This is a genomic window from Halomonas heilongjiangensis (genome assembly GCF_002879645.1).
GTDB classification, from domain to species: domain Bacteria; phylum Pseudomonadota; class Gammaproteobacteria; order Pseudomonadales; family Halomonadaceae; genus Halomonas; species Halomonas heilongjiangensis.
Genome location: NZ_PNRE01000075.1, coordinates 1 through 19,664 on the forward strand (window position 1 = coordinate 1; position 19,664 = coordinate 19,664).

General features: G+C 65.6%; 18 protein-coding genes. 15 read left to right on the forward strand and 3 right to left on the reverse strand.

Annotated elements, in window-relative coordinates; translation table 11 throughout:
- From C1H66_RS16520 to C1H66_RS23280, 4 genes are all read left to right on the forward strand, one after another.
- Positions 1-636 (forward strand): bacteriophage T4 gp5 trimerisation domain-containing protein (locus tag C1H66_RS16520; RefSeq protein ID WP_423133104.1); only part of this gene is annotated, 636 nt, incomplete at its 5' end.
- Between the two features lie 5 nt (positions 637-641).
- Positions 642-1,553: a DUF4123 domain-containing protein gene (locus tag C1H66_RS16525; RefSeq protein WP_102628978.1), complete on the forward strand. Its 912-nt coding sequence runs from the start codon at positions 642-644 to the stop codon at positions 1,551-1,553.
- A gap of 12 nt (positions 1,554-1,565) precedes the next feature.
- Positions 1,566-5,147 carry a toxin VasX gene (locus C1H66_RS16530; RefSeq protein ID WP_102628979.1) on the forward strand — a complete coding sequence of 1,194 codons (3,582 nt, stop codon included), beginning with the start codon at positions 1,566-1,568 and terminating at the stop codon, positions 5,145-5,147.
- Between the two features lie 7 nt (positions 5,148-5,154).
- Positions 5,155-6,276 (forward strand): hypothetical protein, encoded by a 1,122-nt coding sequence (locus tag C1H66_RS23280; RefSeq protein WP_240618368.1) that lies wholly within the window; start codon positions 5,155-5,157, stop codon positions 6,274-6,276.
- 117 nt (positions 6,277-6,393) lie between these two features.
- On the opposite strand, the gene C1H66_RS16540 is transcribed toward C1H66_RS23280, so the two are convergent.
- Complete coding sequence (locus tag C1H66_RS16540; protein WP_102628980.1) at positions 6,394-7,773, reverse strand: acyltransferase family protein; 1,380 nt, start codon at positions 7,771-7,773, stop codon at positions 6,394-6,396.
- Positions 7,774-7,904: 131 nt separating this feature from the next.
- On the opposite strand from C1H66_RS16540, the gene C1H66_RS16545 reads away from it, so the two are divergent.
- The 5 genes from C1H66_RS16545 to C1H66_RS16565 all read left to right on the forward strand — a co-directional run bounded on the left by C1H66_RS16545 (position 7,905) and on the right by C1H66_RS16565 (position 11,819).
- A complete protein-coding gene (locus C1H66_RS16545; protein ID WP_102628981.1) occupies positions 7,905-8,474 on the forward strand; it encodes a diguanylate cyclase in 570 nt (189 codons plus the stop codon).
- The gene (locus C1H66_RS16550) at positions 8,471-9,577 is read left to right on the forward strand and encodes a beta-ketoacyl-ACP synthase III (protein ID WP_102628982.1); all 1,107 of its coding nucleotides are present in this window, start codon (positions 8,471-8,473) and stop codon (positions 9,575-9,577) included. Before C1H66_RS16545 ends, C1H66_RS16550 begins: the two co-directional genes overlap by 4 nt.
- 2 nt (positions 9,578-9,579) lie before the next feature.
- Complete coding sequence (locus tag C1H66_RS16555; protein WP_102628983.1) at positions 9,580-10,263, forward strand: iron-containing redox enzyme family protein; 684 nt, start codon at positions 9,580-9,582, stop codon at positions 10,261-10,263.
- Positions 10,256-11,098, forward strand: a complete 843-nt coding sequence (locus C1H66_RS16560; protein WP_102628984.1) for a DUF6999 family protein — start codon at positions 10,256-10,258, stop codon at positions 11,096-11,098. Before C1H66_RS16555 ends, C1H66_RS16560 begins: the two co-directional genes overlap by 8 nt.
- A gap of 91 nt (positions 11,099-11,189) precedes the next feature.
- Positions 11,190-11,819 carry a glutathione S-transferase family protein gene (locus tag C1H66_RS16565; RefSeq protein WP_102628985.1) on the forward strand — a complete coding sequence of 210 codons (630 nt, stop codon included), beginning with the start codon at positions 11,190-11,192 and terminating at the stop codon, positions 11,817-11,819.
- 11 nt (positions 11,820-11,830) lie between these two features.
- On the opposite strand, the gene trhA is transcribed toward C1H66_RS16565, so the two are convergent.
- Positions 11,831-12,502 (reverse strand): PAQR family membrane homeostasis protein TrhA, encoded by a 672-nt coding sequence (gene trhA, locus C1H66_RS16570; RefSeq protein ID WP_102628986.1) that lies wholly within the window; start codon positions 12,500-12,502, stop codon positions 11,831-11,833.
- Positions 12,503-12,549: 47 nt separating this feature from the next.
- The gene (gene ribA, locus C1H66_RS16575) at positions 12,550-13,185 is read right to left on the reverse strand and encodes a GTP cyclohydrolase II (protein WP_102628987.1); all 636 of its coding nucleotides are present in this window, start codon (positions 13,183-13,185) and stop codon (positions 12,550-12,552) included.
- 156 nt (positions 13,186-13,341) lie between these two features.
- Here ribA and hemE point away from each other — a divergent pair, with 156 nt between their 5' ends.
- From hemE to C1H66_RS16605, 6 genes are all read left to right on the forward strand, one after another.
- Positions 13,342-14,418, forward strand: coding sequence for a uroporphyrinogen decarboxylase (gene hemE / locus C1H66_RS16580; protein ID WP_102628988.1), 1,077 nt, complete (start codon positions 13,342-13,344; stop codon positions 14,416-14,418).
- Positions 14,411-14,800 carry a VanZ family protein gene (locus C1H66_RS16585; protein ID WP_102628989.1) on the forward strand — a complete coding sequence of 130 codons (390 nt, stop codon included), beginning with the start codon at positions 14,411-14,413 and terminating at the stop codon, positions 14,798-14,800. Before hemE ends, C1H66_RS16585 begins: the two co-directional genes overlap by 8 nt.
- Positions 14,801-14,956: 156 nt before the next feature.
- Positions 14,957-15,970, forward strand: a complete 1,014-nt coding sequence (locus C1H66_RS16590; protein WP_102628990.1) for an amino acid ABC transporter substrate-binding protein — start codon at positions 14,957-14,959, stop codon at positions 15,968-15,970.
- Between the two features lie 179 nt (positions 15,971-16,149).
- Positions 16,150-17,178 carry an amino acid ABC transporter substrate-binding protein gene (locus tag C1H66_RS16595; RefSeq protein ID WP_102628991.1) on the forward strand — a complete coding sequence of 343 codons (1,029 nt, stop codon included), beginning with the start codon at positions 16,150-16,152 and terminating at the stop codon, positions 17,176-17,178.
- Positions 17,179-17,292: 114 nt separating this feature from the next.
- Positions 17,293-18,483, forward strand: coding sequence for an amino acid ABC transporter permease (locus tag C1H66_RS16600; protein ID WP_102628992.1), 1,191 nt, complete (start codon positions 17,293-17,295; stop codon positions 18,481-18,483).
- A 10-nt stretch (positions 18,484-18,493) separates the two neighbouring features.
- Positions 18,494-19,594: an amino acid ABC transporter permease gene (locus C1H66_RS16605; protein WP_102628993.1), complete on the forward strand. Its 1,101-nt coding sequence runs from the start codon at positions 18,494-18,496 to the stop codon at positions 19,592-19,594.
- Positions 19,595-19,664 lie beyond the last annotated feature (70 nt).

Consider the following 19,664-nt stretch of genomic DNA (forward strand, 5'->3'; position numbering starts at 1 on the left):
CTGCCCGAGCACAAGACCCGCACGGTGCTGCGCACCCAGAGCCACCAGGGCGACGGCTTCAACGAACTGCGCTTCGAGGACCAGGCCGAGCGGGAACAGATCTGGCTGCACGCCCAGAAGGACCTCGAACTTCTCACCAACAACGACCGCACCGAGGAGATCGGCAACGACAGCCACCTTACCGTGCATCACGATCGCGTGAGCGAGATCCACAGCGACGACCACCTGACCGTGCATGGGCAGCGCCACACCCAGGTCGACGGCGACGACCACCTGATCGTCGACGCCACCCGCCACGAGAAGACCGGCCGCGCCCAGCTCGTCGAGGCCGGCCAGGAGATCCACCACCAGGCGGGCATGAAGGTCGTGATCGAAGCCGGCGCCGAGATCACCCTCCAGGCCGGCGGCAGCTTCATCAAGCTCGACCCCAGCGGCGTGACCATCGTCGGCGCCAGCGTCAAGATCAACTCTGGCGGCAGCCCAGGCTCCGGCTCCGGCCAGGCGGCCCAGGGGCCGGTGTTGCCGAGGGAGGTGGAGGCGGCGCCCCAGTTCACCCCGGTGCAGGCGCCACAGCACGCGGCACTGTTGCAGCAGCAGGCCTTGTGTCCAGTGTGTGAATCGGGCAACAGCGGTTGAAGACCATGATGGAACACTGGCCGTTGACGTCGGGACTATCGGGGGGTGGATGGGCCTGGCCCGTCGAGAAGCAGGTTTATCTGCTCCTCGATGGCATACGAGTGCAGGAACTGCCTCGCCGGCTCTATGAATGGTCCGAAGGCAGGCTGGTGGCAGACCTGCTCTACGCCGGCACCCCTTGGGCCGAGGTGAAAGACGTATCCCCCTGGTTGGTGCAGCTGAAAGGATTGGATGATCCGGTGCTCCAGGCTTTCCTCGCCGATGGCCTGGAGCCGGAGTGGGGCTATCTGGTCGAGAGCGGAGCCAGCCTCACCGAGGTCGCAGACCATTTGCGCAGCCTGATCCTGGTGCGCCATCCGCTCGACGTGCCCATGCTGCTTCGGCTTGCCGACCCGGCGGTCATCGCTGCTCTGTTGCAGGAGGGTAGTACGCCGGCCTTGGTGCCGTGGGGGCCCATCGAGCGCCTGGTGCTGCCGGATGCCGTGGCCGAGGCGTGGCAGAGCTGGGTGCCGGCTGAGGACGAAGCGCCCCCACTGGCGCCTACCTCGGCAGGCTATCGCCTATCCGAGGCTCAACTTCAACGGCTGCAGGCCTGCGACCTGCGCCGGCATGCCCGGCAGTTAATGGGTTTTGTCGACCAGCACTGCGCTGGCTGGCTGATGGAGACGAGCCGGCCGCAGCGTCATGTCCAACTCCTCGAGATCGTGCGTGAAGCCCGTGACATGGGCTTCACCTCGCCGCGAGAATGGGCGCTGCTATGCGCCCTGATGGCCCGTCTCGGCTTCACCACCTGGAGCGATCGCGCCACCGATACCCCCGCCTACCGCTGGCTCACGGCGAAGCATATCAGCAGCCTCGAGCGTCTCGAGGCCGCCCTGAAAGCGGCCAACACTCATCAATCCCCCGTCATGACATAGGGAGCATGTCATATGTCCGCATTCGAGCGACCCAATAATGACCGCGGTGATGGAGCACTGGCGGCGTATGAACTGCCGTGCCGCGACAGCGACGAGGGCGCCACCTGCCCGTTGATCAACGGCAAGGTTCAACTGCTGCCTCTACGCTATGGCCTGGTCGAGGAGCTGGTGCCCGGGTGCTCGACTCCCTACACCTTGAGTGCGCGGCCTCTTGGCATTCGCCTGCTGCGTAACGGCTATCTCTATGTGCTCGATGGTGAAACCAACGACCTCGCCGAATACGAGTTTCGTGACCAAGGCGATAAGATCACCGGCGGCAAGCTCGAGTACGAGACGGATCGGACCCTCTACGTCTGCTTCTCCGAAGTGCAGTGGACCGACGCCAAGCGTGCCCAGGTGCAGCAGAGCGAAGCGGATCGCGACGCCTTCATGCAGGCCGTGGATCTCTCGGGAGCCAATCCCGTTTCCGGTGGCGGGGAACACCTGATCACCACTGTCCAGGCAGAAGAGTGGGTGGCCGAATTCGCCGAAGATGCCGAGCTGGAACAACCCGAAGGCGGCCACGAGCAGGAAGGCGAGGCCTACCACTGGGAAAACGATCACTACTACCACAAGTCCCGTCTTGGAAAACTGCTCAAGCAGCACAAGGTCGAGGATCGCGACGAGTGCCTGTGCCTGGTCGTGCGCGATGATATCGGTGTCATGCGCGACCTGGCTATGTTCCAAGACAACGTAGTGGGGTGGATCGAGGAATGGACGGAGGAGAAAGGCAATAAGACCAGGCGCGATTATGTGTTAGGCAGTTATATTGAGTCGGTTCCCGAGCTCTCCCCAGAGGCGCTGGATGCTCTGGCTGAGTTGGATCAGGAGACGGAGCGCGAAGACCTATGGAACGACCTCGACGAACTAGACGATGCGGTGACCCGTCAGGAGGTCACCGATTACCTCAACCATGAGGGTCCATTGCCTGGGGTGGACGAGACCAGTCTATCCAGAGAGCAACAGGATGAATTGAGTTCGTTGGACAGCCAGGTTGCAGCTATACGGCCTAGCGTGGGCCATGGAGTCTCGTCCGACTTGGCACGTCTAAGGTTACAATCCCAGCGCCAGGCCATGCTCCACAGAGAGAGTACCCGCCGCATGCTGAGCGGGGCGGATCCCGAGTTCGTGGAGAACCACCTTGACAGCCTGATCGGGCTCCGACTGGAGCAGCGTCAACGGGTCAGAGACATGCTCCACGGTGCCAAATTAGGCCAACGAGGTATCAATGACCTGGTTCGACGGGAAGAGATGGACGCCTTCCTAGCCGAACAGCGCGTGAAACTGTCACGGTGGAACGGACTGCTAGAGCGCATTACCGCTGATCGCGCCGACATGTTGTGCAACACCCGTTTCCAAAAAGCCGCCTGGTACTTCGATCCCCAGGACGAGGCCCAGGTGAAAGCGGCCTTTTGTGCCGAATACGCGGTAACTCGTGATATAGGGCGCAGCGACGAGGCCAACGAGCGAATCTTCGCCTGGCTGCAAGCCCACCCCTACTTCGATCGACCAATGTTTTACTCCCTGTCGGTGGCCGAGGGCACGGCGCTGAGGCGCGACTATGTCAGCCTCTATGGAATCGGCCACGGGATGCTGTCGAAAATGGCCGAATGGATCGGCCAATTGGTTGCCATGGAAGAGGGAAAGCTGCCGGATGTGGATGCCTTGGGGGGAGACTCCAAGTCCGCTGCCGATGGGGTTCGCGCTAACCTGACCCCAGCCATCAGCGTGGGTATCGACCGGGCCATGACAGCGGTCTCCGAGGCATTGGAAGGTCGCGGACAGATGCCTAGTGTCGAGGCGTTGTTTCGCAGCAGCGAGATACCCAAGGTGCTGGGACCCCGTTTGATTGATGCCGCGCGTCGGGGCAACCTGACCTTCCACTTGGCCAGTGTCGAAGAGCTGGATGCCTTCAAGCGCGCCCTGAACCGTGTTTTGAGCTTGCGCGAGAACTTGCGCGCGCTCAACAACCAGATCCGCCAGTCGCAGCGGGCGAGTGGGCACAACTCTCGGCAAGTACTGGCCCTGAAGCATGAAAAGAACGGCATCCAGGTCGCGCTGAACCGCTATGAGCAGCTCCTGGCCGAGTCGCTGAGTCCGGTCGAGATGCCTTCCGAGGAAAGAGCCCAATTGATGGCAGCGGTGGAGGACCCCTCCCTGGACAGGGCCCGCGCCGGCATCACCTTGGTGCTGCCGGCCGCCCAGCAGCGTGAAGTGAGCCGATTGGTTCGCAACTTCCGCATGGGCATTTCGAGCACGGCCAACGTAATGAATGTCACTGGAGATGGCTTGAGCCTGGCAATCTTCGTGGCCCAGGCGGTGAACCTCGTGCAGGCTTTCCGAGTTTTAAACGAACTCCCCAGTCATGCCCCCTCGGAGGTGCGTAGGCAAGCCTGGTTGAATGTTTTTAATTCTGTTTTTGCGACCGGAGCGGCTGGATTTCTTACCGCACAAGGTATCGGGCATACAGTACTGGAACGTCAGGCCAGGGCCTTGGGGGAAGTCCTGGGCACCGGCACGATCAGCGCCCGTTTAGGGATGATGCATCTTGGTCTGGGCGGCACCGGCTACCTCTTTGGCTTTGCCGCTGCGGGACTGGGTCTGATAAGCAATAGCGGCAACCTTGCTGACTCGGTACGTAGTGGCCAATCACAAGCCACGCTGGGCGCGGTGACAGCCATAAGCGGGAATCTCGGTATGATGGGCGCCCATGGCCATGGTTTCCTTACTACCATAGGCACTCTCCGTGACGTGCGCAACGGCGTCACGACTTGGGCCGCCGCTGGAAAGCATCTAGGCAAGCTGTTCTGGCGTATCAATTTGTTCGGCCTTGCATTTACCGCCTTGGAGCTGGCCGGGACCTGGATGTACAACCGCTACAATCTTGGCAAGCATGACCAATGGCTACTCGACTCAACCTGGGGGAACGAGTTCGAAGGCCCCGATGGCCAGCCGCTGGAGCACTATCTGCAATCCCTCGAGAACGTGCTGCAACCTACGCATGCCATGGTAGAAGCACACTACGGCGAGACTTTTCTGCCGGCCTGGTTCGATAGCCTGACTGAGGGCATTCGTAATCCGACGAAGTATATGATTGCCCTGCATATGCCCAATGTGTCGCCGGCCCTGCTAGATGTTCTGGGTGGCGAGCCTCCGCTGCGCCTGTCGCTGAAGGTTTGGCGCCTCACACCCGCTGGTCCACGTGGACGCTGGACATCGACCCATTGGGAGGAGATCACTGAGGCGTGGGCTAATGGGCTTGTGGTTTCCACCGCCCCGCAAGAACATCCCGGCTTGGTTGTTGTTGGTGAGACGCCCCCTGAGGAGCGCGGTAAGGTGCGCTATATGGTGGGGGTACGCTACTCTCGGCCGGATGCCCAGGGCGGTCACCGTTCCGACGAGCAGTTTATTCTGATTCGTCCCCGCCATGGGCGGGGTACTGGCACCAAGCATCGCTATGTTCCGGAAAGCGGGCTTAGTCCCGGCTCCGCCCGCAGCGAATGGTTTGAAATCGATGGCCGGGTCATCGCGGCTCCAGCCACAAGAAACGATTGAGCAGCTAATGGCGAAAAAGACACAAACCGAACCGCTTCCCGAGCCGACGCCAGGCCAGCCCCACCGAGCTGGCGATATCGAGCGCATCGGTACCAGCAAGATCACTTATCTGGCACCGCTGCCACTGCCCACCGACCTGTCGCCGGTGGACTTCAGTCGAGTTGTCGGCGAGATGAACGATGCCTGGCTCGATTATGGGGTCGGTTCACCTAATGTTTTTGGCTATCAATTCGCCATTGGTGTGCCCCTGTTCTTTATCTTTTTTAGTCTTGTAATGGTTCCCTTGTTGCTGATTTCCATTATGGATTGGCAAGGGTATCAGATCCTGCTCGGAGTGGCTGTTATGGGGGGGGGGGCAGGATTCCTGATGTCGTGGTTCTCTATTCGTAGAACGCATCGAAATTATTTGAAGGCCGTGCCAATACGCTTCCACCGCCAGCGCCGCGAGGTGTGCTTTATAGTCAAGGAACAGCGCCTGGGGCATGAGGTCGAGGAGCCGGTAATCGTACCTTGGGAGTCGCTGATGGCCTGGGCCGTGGAGGGGTATGGGGCGACCCAGTACGGCACCACTCAACAGTACGGGCTGGGAATCGGCTATGCTCATCCCGAGACGGGCAAGTGGCTCAAGACGGAAGGTCGCATGGCAGGCATGGCCCTGTCCCTCGGGGAATGGGAGGTGTTGCGCGCCTATATGGAGCACGAGCTGCACAGCCTGGATGAGGTGCAGGATCCTCTGGGGCTGAGGGAACCCGGCGATCCGCCTTATCTGGGTGTGCATACCATCCGCAATGCCCAGCGTAAGCTTCACGAGAGTCTGCGTGAGAGCCCCTCTCTCTGGCGCTATTTCTATGCGGCGGGGTGGTATTTCTACCATGCGCTTACCCTTTGGACCCTGCCCGGGTATCTTGCCGAGCGGGAGCACAAGGCTATCCAACGGCAGCAGTCTCAACAGAGACTGCCTGAGGTGGAGGAGTGGTCCAAACCACTGCCCAAGGAACAGTGGGCCAAGCCCAGCGAGGAGCTGGTGCGACTGTCAGCCGAGGTGCGCAGACTGCGCGAGGAAACCCCACATCGTTCCATCGAAGAGATCTTCGCCGAGGCTTATCGTCGCCAGGGAGTCGAGGCGTAGCGCTCCCGGGTGTGGATAACCCAAGTGTCACGTTATCCACACCCATTGGCGTCGCCCCGTTTCGGTGGAGCCAACCCTTGGAGGGGGGTCGACCATGCCCGCGCCCCGTGCCTCCTGTCAGGGCTCCTGCCGGCTCGGTGGGGGCCATGACCCCCGCGCCGGTTGCGGATGGGCGCGCAGCAGCCAGGAGGCGGCGGCCACGCCGGCCAGGCCGACGATGGCGCCGGGCAGGGCACCGAGCGCCAGGCTGACGATGATGCCGCCCAGTAGTGCCGCGCCCCCGGCCAGAATCACCGGGGTGCCGGTGGCCGAGACCACGTCGCGCTTGCGGCTCATCTCGAAGGTCACCACCGCGACCATCACCGGGGCGACGGACACGATGCACAGCAGGATCCACCACAGGCGGCCGAGCCAGAAGCCCACTTCGCCCGGTATGCCGGCGTCGATGGGCAGGCCGAGGCGCTCGCCCAGCCAGGCCGCCGGCAGCTCGGCGAGCTTGTGCCAGAGGTAGAGCGGCATGCCCAGGGCGCCGAGGATCGTCACCACCCTGTCGACCCGGCGGCGCTCCAGCAGGCGCCGTACCGGGCCTTCGCAGGCGAGCACCGCGCCCACCTGCACCCACATCACGCCCACCAGGGCCAGGGTGGGCGGGAGCAGGTTGCTGGGGGCGCCGAACGCGCCATCGACCATGGCGACGGGGTAGCCGGAGGCCACCGCGGCGGCCAGCCACAGCAGCCCCAGCAGCAGCAGGGCGAGGCCGGTGCCCAGGCCGGAGAAGCGGCCGCGCTTCCAGGCGATGCCGAGCTGCTGCGGCAGCAGCCAGACGACGGCGGCGTTGAGCCAACCGATGCCGCCGCCGTTGCCGGTGACCCGTGTGCCCAGCTCCAGCAGGTCGGCGGGTGCTGCGAGGCCGGCGCGCAGGACGTCGACCGTGGCGGCGATCAGCAGCAGGCCCGCCACGGCCTTGAGCCCCCAGCGGCGATCGGCCCAGACGCTGAGCGGCAGCAGCGCCTGCACCCCCAGCAGCATCATCAGGAACCACAGATGAACGGTCAGCGAGTGGTTGAGGGGGCCGAGCAGCCGGCCCCCGGTATAGGCGGCGAGGACGACGAAGGCCACCAGCACCGCCAGGTAGGTGACGGTGGGACGAGCGAGCCCCAGCGCCCGGCCCGCCCACCAGTGCAGTTGGCGATGGCCCTGCTCCAGCCGGCGCCGGGCGCCGTCCGCGCTCACCGCGGCCGAGACGAACACGAACAGCGGGACGACCTGCAGTACCCAGGTGAGCACGCCGGCGCCCGTCCACACCAGCAGCAGGTGGTCGGTCGTGGTCATCAGGCCGTTTTCGAGCCGGGGCAGGGTGGCGATCCAGTGGCCGAACACCACCACCAGCAACGCGCCGGCGCGCAGCGCATCGGGGTAGCGGTCCCTGGCGCGCGTGTCGCTGCCGGCCCTGTCCTGGCGTGTCTGGCGGCTGGCGTTCCGGGGTGCACTGTTCATTTTCGATCGGCCCTTGCAAAAGCCCGGTGCTTGGCTAAGATGGTTTTCGAACACCGTTTCCTAACATCTTCCATGAAACCCCGGCGCCATGCAAGACCCCCCTCCATCGTGCCGAACCCGAGGAACTTCCCATGGATACCCAGGTACTGCTGATCCATGTGCTGCTGTACGTCTTCCTGCCCCTGTGGGGGCTCGCCGGCTTCGCCGACTGGTGCTGTCACCGGGCCACCCGCATCGAGGAGACGTCGGGCCTGAAGGAGTCGCTGATGCATTCGTTGATGGGCCTTCAGGTCGGTATCCCCATCATTGTCTGCCTGCTCTTCCGCATCAATGTCCTGGTCCTGCTGATCTGCCTGCTGGCCTGGGTGCTGCATGAGGCGGTGGCCCACTGGGACGTTCACTATGCGGCGCCACGCCGGCGTATCAGCATCTGGGAAATGCACGCCCACAGCTACCTGGCCAGCCTGCCGCTCTACATGCTGGCGATGATCATGGTCATCAACTGGCCGGTGGTGGTGGATCTGGTGACCTTCGCCTGGCAGGGCCAGCTGCGGCTGGTGCCCCTGGACGTGCCCCATGGCGGGGAGCGCTACCTGCCCTACTACCTGACGTTCATGGCGCTGCTGTGCGTCTTTCCCTACCTGGAAGAGAACCTGCGCTGTCTGCGCCACGCCCTGAAGCACGGGAGCCAACCCTCGTGAGCGTCTATATCACCAGCACCGGGCACTACCTGCCGGGCGACCCCGTGGACAACGAACGGATCGAGGCGGTGCTCGGCCTGGTCAACGGCAAGCCGAGCCGCCTGAAGCGCCGGATCCTGCAGTCCAACGGCATCCGGCAGCGCCACTACGCCATCGATGCCGACCACAACACCACCATCAGCAATAGCGAAATGGCGGCGCGGGCCGGTCAGGCGTGTCTCGACGAGGGTTACCTGGGCAAGTCGCGGCTCGGCATGCTGAGCGTGGCCACCAGCCAGGGCGACCTGGTGCTGCCCGGTTTCGGCAGCATGGTGCAGGCGGAGCTGGGCGTGTCCGGCGTGGAGCTGCACAGCAGCCACGGCATCTGCTCGAGCAGCATGATGGCGCTGAAGGCCGCCTTCACCGGCCTCAAGGCCGGGGAGCACGCCAACGCCCTGGTGGTCGCCAGCGAGCTGGCGTCGCGCCTGTTCAAGGCCAGCCGCTACGAGGCGGTGGCGGAGGAGGTCGATTTCAATGCCGAGTTCCTGCGCTGGATGCTGTCGGACGGCGCGGGTGCCCTGCTGCTGGAAAACGTCCCGCGCCAGCGCTGCTTTCGCATCGACTGGATTCGCGGGTTCTCCCACGCCGACGCCTATCCGGTGTGCATGAGCGTCGGCCAGGCGGCCGCCGCCGGCGAGGCCAGGAGCTGGCAGGACTTCCCCACCTACGCCGAGGCGGAGGCCGCCGGGGCCCTGCTGATCCGCCAGGACGTCCGCCTGCTCGACAACATCGTCAAGCTCGGCGTCGACGGGCTGCTGCGGCTGATCGACGAGGGGCGGGTCGCGGTGGACAGGGTCGATCACGTGCTCTGCCATTATTCATCGCACTATTTCCGCGGCAGGATCTTCGACATGTTGACCCAGGCCGGGGCGGCCATTCCCGAAGCGAAGTGGTACACCAACCTCTATACCCGGGGAAATACCGGCTGCGCCTCGCTGTTCATCATGCTCGACGAGTTCCGCCGCACCCAGCACTACCGGGCCGGCGATACCCTCCTGTGCATGGTGCCGGAGAGCGGCCGGTTCAATAACGTCTACATGCAACTGACGGTCGTGGAGGAGTAGCCATGGAAAGCAAGGTCACCACCCGGGTGGGTCAGGAGTGTCTTCAGGGCCTGATGCGCGTCTGGTTCGATTTCGAGCGCCAGCTGGGCCGGGTGCCGGTCATCCAGCGTCTGGAACGCGGCAGGTTCACCCGGGCGGACTACCGTACGCTGTTGCTGCATCTGCGCCAGCAGGTGATCGAAGGGGCACGCTGGATCACCCGCGGGGCCTCGAGTTTCGACCGCGACTTCGCCGATGTGCGCTCGATGGTCATCGGCCACGCCCGGGAGGAGCACCGCGACTACGAGATGCTGGAAGCCGACTTCGTCGCCGCGGGCGGTGAGCCGGACGAGATCCGGGAGGCGCAGCGCAATGCCGGCAGCGAGGCGTTGCACGCCTTCATGATGTACCGCGCCAGCCAGCCCAACCCCGTCGACCTGATCGGTGCCATGTGGATCATCGAGGGGCTGGGCCAGAAGATGGCCGGTGACTGGGCCCGACGGATCGACGAGGCCACCGACGGCGACGGCCGCGATACCACCTTCATGCGCTACCACGGCGAGAACGACGACGCCCACCTGGACAAGCTCTACGCGTTGATCGACCGGGTGTGCCGCACGCAGCGCGACCTGCAGTCGATCCTGCGCACCGCACGGGTGGTGGCGCGGCTCTATGCCCTGCAGCTGGAGGAGATCGACCATGGCTGATACCGGGAACAGGCCCCGCAGTCCCTTCCTGCGGGCCCTGGCAGTCGACGACTCCCTGCCCATCGAGCCCGAGGCGGTGCGGCTGTGGCTGAACGATATCGAGACCCCGACGCGCTGGTCGCTGCGCCCGCTGCTGCAGTTCCTGCTGGCGATGCTGCTGCACCTGATCTGGTTCGTGAAGCGCCTGCCGCTGCCCCAGTTCCGCGCCCATGGGCTGCTGCAGCGGCTGATCTGCGCCTTCTGCACCCACTTCGTCAGCCCGCACGCCAACCGGCTGATCCTTCGTCACTTCGCCACCGAATCCAATGTCCTCAACTTCCTCATCGACAACAGCGAGGAACTCGGGGTCGAGCCCCTGACGCTCTACCCCCGCCGTATCGACGACATGCTCGACGCCAGCTTCGTCAAGCACGACCAGGAGCTGTTCCGGGTCATCGAGGAACTGGGCCCCTGGCGGCCTCCCGCGGCGCCGCTGTCGACGCACGCCATCAGCTGGCGGCACTGGCGCCCGCTGGAGGGGGCGGTTGGCGAGGCGCCGTGCAAGCGCACCCAGGTGCTGGACTTCGAGAGCGCCCACGCGCTGTTCATGTGCCTGTTCTGCCTGCTGCTGACCCGCGAGGAGTACCGTGACGCCATCAACGGCTTCAACCTCGACCAGTCGATCGCGATCCGCATCGGCCAGTTGATCGGCGACCCGAGCCTGGCCGAGATGGCCTACAACAAGCACCCGCACTATCTGGTCGGCCCGTGGAACCTGAGCCAGCGCTTCCTGATGCACGGTTTCTTCACCGAGTACCTCTACGCGCGACTGGAGCGGTTGCGGTGTCGAGGCTAGCCGGCCGGGGAACGGTTCCCGTGCGTCCGGTACGCTGTTAGCGTATCGGAAGCGGTTTGTTGCCCCCCTTCACGTCGAAGGAGTGACCAGGATGATCACGCTGTACGGCTTTCCCTCGTCCCGCTCGCTGCGGGTGGCCTGGACCCTCGAGGAGCTGGGGCTCGAGTATGACTACCGGCATGTCGACATGCGGGCCGGCGAGGGGCGGGGCGAGGCCCACCTGGCGCGCCATCCCGACGGCAAGGTGCCGGTGCTTCGGGATGGCGAGCTGACGCTGTTCGAGTCCTCGGCGATCTGTCGCTACCTGGCCGAACGTTATGGCGAGCCGGGCGGCTTGCTGCCGGCGTCGGTCGAGGACCGGGCCCGGGTCGATCAGTGGCTGAGCTTCGTGATCGGCGAGCTCGAACAACCGCTCTGGACCCAGGGCAAGCACACGTTCGCCCTGCCGAGCGAGCGGCGGGTGCCGGCGGTGCTGCCCTCCGCGGCCTGGGAGTTCCAGAGGGCCCTGGCGGCGCTGGAGCGGCGCTTCGACGGCGAGGGCTGGCTGGTGGGGGAGCGCTTCACCGTGGCGGACCTGCTGATGGGCCATACCCTGAGCTGGGGCGTGAAGTTCAAGCACCGCCTGCCGGAGTCACTGGAGGCCTATCGCCAGCGCTGCGTGTCGCGGCCTGCGCTGGGCAGGGCCGTCGAGCGCGAGCAGCAGGCCGCCGAGCCGACCTGAGCGGTGAATCCTCAGGCCCCGAAGGGCAGTACGGCGGCATAGACCGCGAAGTAGTGGCAGGTGCTGCCGCCGAGGACGAACAGGTGCCAGATGGCGTGGTTGAAGGGGATCGCCTGGATCGCATAGAAGACCACGCCGAGGGTATAGGTGATGCCGCCGGCGACCAGCAGGGCGATGCCGGTCGACGGGAGGCTCGCCGCCAGCTCGTCGCCGGCGAAGACGACCAGCCAGCCCATCACCAGATAGATCGTCACGCGCAGCACGGCGAAGCGATGGGGCCAGAGCAGCTTGCAGGCGATGCCGCCCAGCGCCAGGGACCAGACGATGGTGAACAGGGTCCAGCCGGTGGCGCCGCGCATGTTGACCAGCAGGAAGGGGGTGTAGGTGCCGGCGATCAACAGGTAGATGGCGCAGTGGTCGAGCAGCTGGAACAGGCGCTTCAGCCGAGGGTGGCGGACGCCGTGGTAGAGGGTCGAGGAGGTATAGAGCAGCACCAGGGTGGTGCCATAGAGGCTGATGCCGACGATCTTCCAGGGGTCGATCTGGGTGGCCAGGCTGGCCAGGACGATCAGCACCGTGCCCCCGGCCAGGCTGAGGACGGCGCCGATGCCGTGGCTGATGCTGTGCAGCAACTCCTCGATGACGCTGTAGTGGTGTTCGCCTTCCGGTGCCGAGTGAGTCATGGGGGACTCCTCCATGATCCGGAGTGGCCCCGACACCGGCCATCGGTTCAGGGCTTGCGTTCGATATCCACGTCACTGGCCTGGGTGAAGTCGCCCAGCGCCATCATGTGGCCGAGCTTGCCGGCCTTGGTGGACAGATAGTGCTCGTTATGAGGATTGAGACCCGTGGTCAGCGGCACTCGTTCCGCCACGGTGACCCCGGCCTTGGTCAGGGCATCGACCTTGCGCGGGTTGTTGGTCATCAGCCGGAGGCCGCTGACGCCCAGGTGGTCGAGCATCGGGACGCAGAGGTCGTAGCGGCGCAGGTCGGCGCCGAAGCCCAGCTGCTCGTTGGCCTCGACGGTGTCGGCACCCTGGTCCTGCAGGTGGTAGGCACGGATCTTGTTGAGCAGGCCGATGCCGCGGCCCTCCTGGCGCAGGTAGAGCAGCACGCCGCGCCCTTCGTCGGCGATGCGCTTGAGCGCCTCCTGCAACTGGTAGCCGCAATCGCAGCGCATCGAGAACAGCGCGTCTCCCGTCAGGCACTCGGAGTGCACCCGTCCCAGTACCGGCTCGCCATCGGCCACGTCACCCAGCGTCAGGGCGATATGATCCTTGCCGGTGGCCTCGTCCTCGAAGCCATGCATGGTGAAGGTGGCCCAGGGGGTGGGCAGCCGGGAGGCGGCGATGAATCGGATCGTCACGGGTAACCTCGGTGTCAGACCACGGCAGTGCCGGCAGGTGGAGCGCCATTCTAGCAGGAAGGCGCGACGGGCTCACGGGTGTCGCCCCGGTCGCGATGTCCGGGGGCCGATGTTCGGGTACAATGACGCCCACATTTTCCGTGGATGACCGCCCGCATGGAACTCAACAACGATCGCTTTCTGCGCGCCCTGGCGCGTCAGCCGGTGGACCGCACCCCGGTGTGGATGATGCGTCAGGCCGGCCGTTACCTGCCGGAGTATCGCGCGACCCGCGCCGCGGCCGGCGACTTCATGGACCTCTGCCGCAACCACGAGCTCGCCTGCGAGGTCACCCTGCAGCCCCTGGAGCGCTATCCGCTGGATGCGGCGATCCTGTTCTCGGACATCCTGACCATCCCCGATGCCATGGGGCTGGGGCTCTACTTCGAAACCGGCGAGGGGCCGAAATTCCGCAAGCCGGTGCGCACCACCGCGGACGTCGAGGCGCTGGCCGTTCCCGATGCCGAGCGTGACCTGGACTACGTGATGCGGGCGGTCGCCACCATCCGTCGCGAGCTGAACGGTCGCGTGCCGCTCATCGGCTTCTCCGGCAGCCCCTGGACGCTGGCCACCTACATGGTCGAGGGCAGCTCCAGCAAGGACTTCCGCCACGTCAAGGCGATGCTCTACGACGCCCCGGACACCATGCACCGGCTGCTCGATACGCTGGCCGCCGCGGTCACCGACTACCTGAATGCCCAGATCCGTGCCGGTGCCCAGGCGGTGCAGATCTTCGACACCTGGGGCGGCGTGCTCTCCACGCCGGCCTACCTGGAGTTCTCGCTGCGCTACATGGAGCAGATCGTCGCCGGCCTGATCCGCGAGCACGAGGGCAGGCGCGTGCCGGTGATCCTGTTCACCAAGAACGGCGGCCAGTGGCTCGAGGACATGGCCACGGCCGGTGCCGACGCCCTGGGGCTGGACTGGACCACGGAGCTCTCCGAGGCGCGGGCCCGGGTCGGGCATCGTGTCGCCCTGCAGGGCAACCTGGACCCCAACGTGCTGTTCGCCCGCCCCACGGCCATCCGTGCCGAGGTGGCGCGCACCCTCGACAGCTTCGGGACGGGGCCGGGGCACGTCTTCAACCTGGGCCACGGCATCAGCCAGTTCACCGACCCGGACCGTGTCACGGCCTTCATGGAGGCCCTGCACGAGCTGAGCCCGGCCTACCATCGCCAGATCCAGCATGGCTGAGGGGTGGCGACGGCTGGCCCGGGGTGAGGATAGAAAGTGGCGCCGCCTGTGGGCGGCGCTGGCCGTTCTGGCTGCGGTCGCCATCGCGGTGGGCAGCCTGACGCCGGGCAGCGAGATGCCCGAGCGCCTGCCCTGGGACAAGGCCAACCACTTCGTCGGTTACGCCGGCCTGGCGGGGCTCATGGGGCTGGCCGGGGTGCGCCTGCCGATCGCCTTCGCCGTCGCCGTGCTCTACGGCATCGTCATCGAGTACGCCCAGATCCCGGTGCCCGGGCGCAGCGGCGGCGACTGGTACGACATCCTCGCCAACGGCCTGGGCGCGGCTTCTGCCGCCCTGGTGCTGCACGCCTTGCGCCGGGCCCTGCTGCGCGGTCACCCCTAGCCGCGCCCCGGTCCCCCCCTTCTTCCTCCCGTCGTGGCCGTGACGTGGCCGAAGTCATTTTCGCGTTTGCCGATGGAATCAGCCATGCTGCACCGAGGCGGAGCGGCATGGCCGAGGACCGCTGGTCGAACGACGCGACAACAAAAGGAACACGCGATGCGAAACGGGCTGTCATGGGGCGCGGGTGCCCTGGTGCTGGTGGGGCCGCTGCTGGTCCAGGCCGCGACCCTGGACGAGGTGCGCGAACGCGATCAGCTGCGCTGTGGGGTGAATGCCGCCCAGCCGGGTTTCTCGGCGCTGGACGACGAGGACACTTACCGGGGGCTGGACACCGATGTCTGCCGGGCCATCGCCGCGGCGGCGCTGGGCGATGCCGGGAAGGTGCAGTTCGTGCCGCTGGATTCGGTGGAACGCTTCACCGCCCTGCAGTCCGGCGAGGTGGACGTGCTGTCGCGCACCACCACCTGGACCTCCAGCCGTGACACCACCCTGGGGGTCAACTTCACCGGGGTCAGCTACTACGACGGCCAGGCCTTCATGGTGGCCAGTGACCTGGGGGTGCAGAGCGCTCTCGAGCTGGATGGGGCGGCGGTCTGTACCCAGTCGGGTACCACCAGCGAGCTCAACCTGGCCGACTACTTCCGCGTCAACGACATGGCGTACGAGCCGGTGGTGTTCGACTCGCCGGAACAGTCGATCGGCGGCTTCGAGGCGGGGCGCTGCGACGTGCTCAGCTCGGACGCCTCCCAGCTCTACGCCCAGCGTATGCAACTGGCCGACCCGGACAGCGCCGTGGTGCTGCCGGAGATCATCTCCAAGGAGCCGCTGGGCCCGGCGGTGCGCCAGGGCGACGACCAGTGGTTCAATATCGTCAAGTGGTCGCTATTCGCCATGCTCAACGCCGAGGAGATGGGGATCACCCGGGACAACGTCGACGAGATGCTCGACGCCGAGGACCCGGATATCGCCCGCCTGCTCGGCCGGGATGGCAACTACGGCGAGGGCATGGGGCTGCCGGCCGACTGGGCCTACGAGATCATCCGCCAGGTGGGCAACTATGATGAGGTGTTCGCGCGCAATGTCGGCGAAGGCTCCGATTTCAATATTGCCCGGGGCCTCAACGCCCTGTGGACCGAGGGGGGCATCCAGTATGCACCACCGGTGCGCTGATCGCTGAGCCGGGGTACTGGCGTGGTGCGCCCGATCGAGCCGGATCCCCTCCGGCTCGACCGTTGAATAAGGGTGTCGCCTGTTCTATCCCGTCGATGGAGCGAATCTTGCTAAGGTGCTGGCACATGCTCATGCATGCATCAGCGATACTCCAACTCCAACATTCGAGGGAACCCTCCATGCGCAACAACAAGAACAAGTGGCTGCTGCTGACTTCCGCGGCGGCTGTGGCTCTGGGTACGGCCTCCGTGGCGTCTGCCGCCACGCTCGACGACACCAGGAACCGCGGTGCCGTGCAGTGTGGCGTGAGCGATGGCCTGCCGGGCTTCTCGGCACCGGACGACCAGGGCGAGTGGCAGGGGCTGGACGTCGACGTCTGTCGGGCCGTGGCCGCCGCGGTGTTCGGCGACGCCGAGGCGGTGCGCTACATTTCGCTCAACGCCGTGGAGCGCTTCACCGCCCTGCAGTCCGGCGAGGTGGACGTGCTGTCGCGCAACACCACCTGGACCACCACCCGCGACACCACCCTGGGCCTGAACTTCACCGGCGTGACCTTCTACGACGGTATCGGGTTCATGATCAACCGCGAGCTGGGGGTGTCCAGCGCCAAGGAGCTGGACGGCGCGGCGATCTGCGTGCAGTCCGGCACCACCACCGAGCTCAACGTGGCCGACTACTTCCGTACCAACGGCATGGAGTTCGACCCCATCGTCTTCGATACCTCGGAGCAGACCGTGGGTGGCTACGAGGCGGGGCGCTGCGACGTCCTGACCTCCGATACCTCGCAGCTGGCCGCCCTGCGCATCCAGCTCTCCGACCCGGAACAGTCCGTGATCCTGCCCGAGATCATCTCCAAGGAGCCGCTGGGCCCGGTGGTGCGCCAGGGTGACGACCAGTGGTTCAACATCGTCAAGTGGTCGCTGTTCGCCATGATCAATGCCGAGGAGATGGGCATCACCCAGGACAACGTCGACGAGATGCTCGACGCCGACGACCCCGACATCGCCCGCCTGCTGGGCCGGGACGGCAACTACGGCGAGGGCATGGGCCTCTCCGCCGACTGGGCCTACAACATCATCAAGCAGGTCGGCAACTACGGCGAGAGCTTCGAGCGTAACGTGGGCATGGGCTCGCCGCTGGAGATCGAGCGTGGCGTCAACGCCCTGTGGACCGACGGCGGCATCCAGTACGCCCCGCCGGTCCGCTGAGTGCCGGCCCGAGGCACCGCTAGCCCGGTGCCTCGCTCCTTGCCGTGTCCCGCTCCGGCCACCCCGGGGCGGGGCCTGATACCTGCTTGACGGATCCAGGCGGAGAGTCCTTCCATGTCCGTTCGACCCCAGGCCCGTCCCGCGGGCCCCAAGCCGCCGTTCTGGCGCGACCGCGCCAAGCGCGCGCTGATCTTCCAGCTGCTGCTGGTCGCCGCCGTTGCCGCCTTCCTGCTCTATATCATCGGCAACACCCAGGCCAACCTGTCGGCCCGCGGCATCACCACCGGTTTCGGCTTCCTGAACAACACCGCCGGCTTCGGCATCGTCCAGAGCCTGATCGACTACTCCTCACAGAGCACCTACGGCCGGACCTTCGTGGTGGGCCTGCTCAATACCCTGCTGGTCTCGGCACTCGGCGTACTGGCGGCGACGATCATCGGCTTCACCGTCGGCATCGCCCGGCTCTCGCCCAACTGGCTGATCGCCCGGCTGGCCAACGGCTACATCGAGATCTTCCGTAACATCCCGCTGCTGCTGCAGATCTTCTTCTGGTACTTCGCCGTGCTGCGGGCCATGCCGGCGGCCCGTGACAGCCTCTCGATCGGCGAGGTGATCTTCCTCAACGTGCGCGGGCTCTACCTGCCCGAGCCGCTGTTCGAATCGGGCTTCGGGCTGATCCCCCTGGCCTTCGGCGTCGCCGTGGTGGCCAGCATCGCCCTGGTGATCTGGAACCGGCGTCGTCACGAGGCCACCGGCAAGCGCCTGCCGGCGGGCTGGATCTCGCTGGCGCTGATCCTCGGCCTGCCGATGCTCGTGCTGGTGGCCACCGGGGTGCCGGTGACCTGGGACGTGCCGGAACTGCGTGGCTTCAACTTCCGCGGCGGCATCACGGTGATACCGGAGTTCCTGGCCCTGTGGCTGGCGCTCTCCATCTATACGGCGTCGTTCATCGCCGAGATCGTGCGCTCGGGCATCCAGGCGATTCCCCATGGCCAGACCGAGGCGGCCCAGGCGCTCAGCCTGCCGCGGAACCTGGTGCTGCGCCTGGTGGTCGTGCCCCAGGCCATGCGGGTGATCATTCCGCCGTTGACCAGCCAGTACCTCAACCTGATCAAGAACTCTTCGCTGGCCACCGCCATCGGCTATCCGGACCTGGTCTCGGTGTTCGCCGGGACCACGCTCAACCAGACGGGGCAGGCGATCGAGGTCATCGCCATGACCATGGCGGTGTATCTCACCATCAGCCTGCTGGTGTCGATGTTCATGAACTGGTTCAACGCCCGCGTGGCGCTGGTGGAACGCTAGGAGAGGCGCCATGACGATTCAACGCGAAATGATTCCGGCACGCCCGGCGCCCGGCAGTACCATCGGCCCCATTGCCTGGCTGCGCGCCAACCTGTTCAGTGGGCCGGTGAATACGGTGTTCACCCTGCTGGGCCTCTATCTGCTCTACCTGCTGCTGGTACCGACGATCCAGTGGGCCTTCATCGACGCCGACTGGATCGGGACCAGCCGTGCCGACTGCTCCCGCGAGGGCGCCTGCTGGGTGTTCATCAATGCGCGGATCGGCCAGTTCATCTACGGCCTCTACCCGGGCAGCGAGATCTGGCGGGTCAACCTGACCTTCGCCGTCTTCGCCGCGTTGATCGCCTGGCTGGCCATCCCGCGGCTGCCGTTCAAGCGCTGGGTCGCGGTGCTGACCCTGGTGGCCTTCCCGCTGCTCGCCTACTTCCTGCTCTATGGCGGCCACTTCGGCCTGCGCGTGGTGGAGACCCACCGCTGGGGCGGGCTGACCCTGACCCTGATCCTGGCGGTGGTGGGCATGGTGGGGGCGCTGCCCATCGGCATCCTGCTGGCCCTTGGGCGGCGCTCGCAGATGCCCATCGTCAAGAGCTTCTGCGTGGTGTTCATCGAGTTCTGGCGCGGCGTGCCGCTGATCACGGTGCTGTTCATGGCCTCGGTGATGCTGCCGCTGTTCATGCCCACCGGGGTCAGCGTCGATCGGCTGATCCGTGCCTTCATCGGCATCACCCTGTTCCAGAGCGCCTACATGGCCGAGGTGATCCGCGGTGGCCTGCAGGCGATCCCCAGGGGACAGGAGGAGGCCGCGGCGGCGCTGGGCATGACCTACTGGAAGCGCATGGGGCTGATCGTGCTGCCCCAGGCGTTGAAGATGATGATCCCCGGCATCGTCAACACCTTCATCTCGCTGTTCAAGGACACCACCCTGGTGATGATCATCGGGCTCTTCGACCTGCTGGGCATCGTCCAGGCGGCGCTGTCGGACTCCCGCTGGTTGGGCTTCGCCCTGGAGGGCTATGTGTTCGCGGCGTTCATGTTCTGGATCTTCTGTTTCAGCATGTCGCGCTACAGCCAGTATCTCGAGCGGAAACTGCATACCGGCCACAAACGCTGAGCCCCGGGCCCGATCATCCGACTACAGGACAACCACGATGAGTGAACAGGCTTCAACTCCCAAGGCCGGC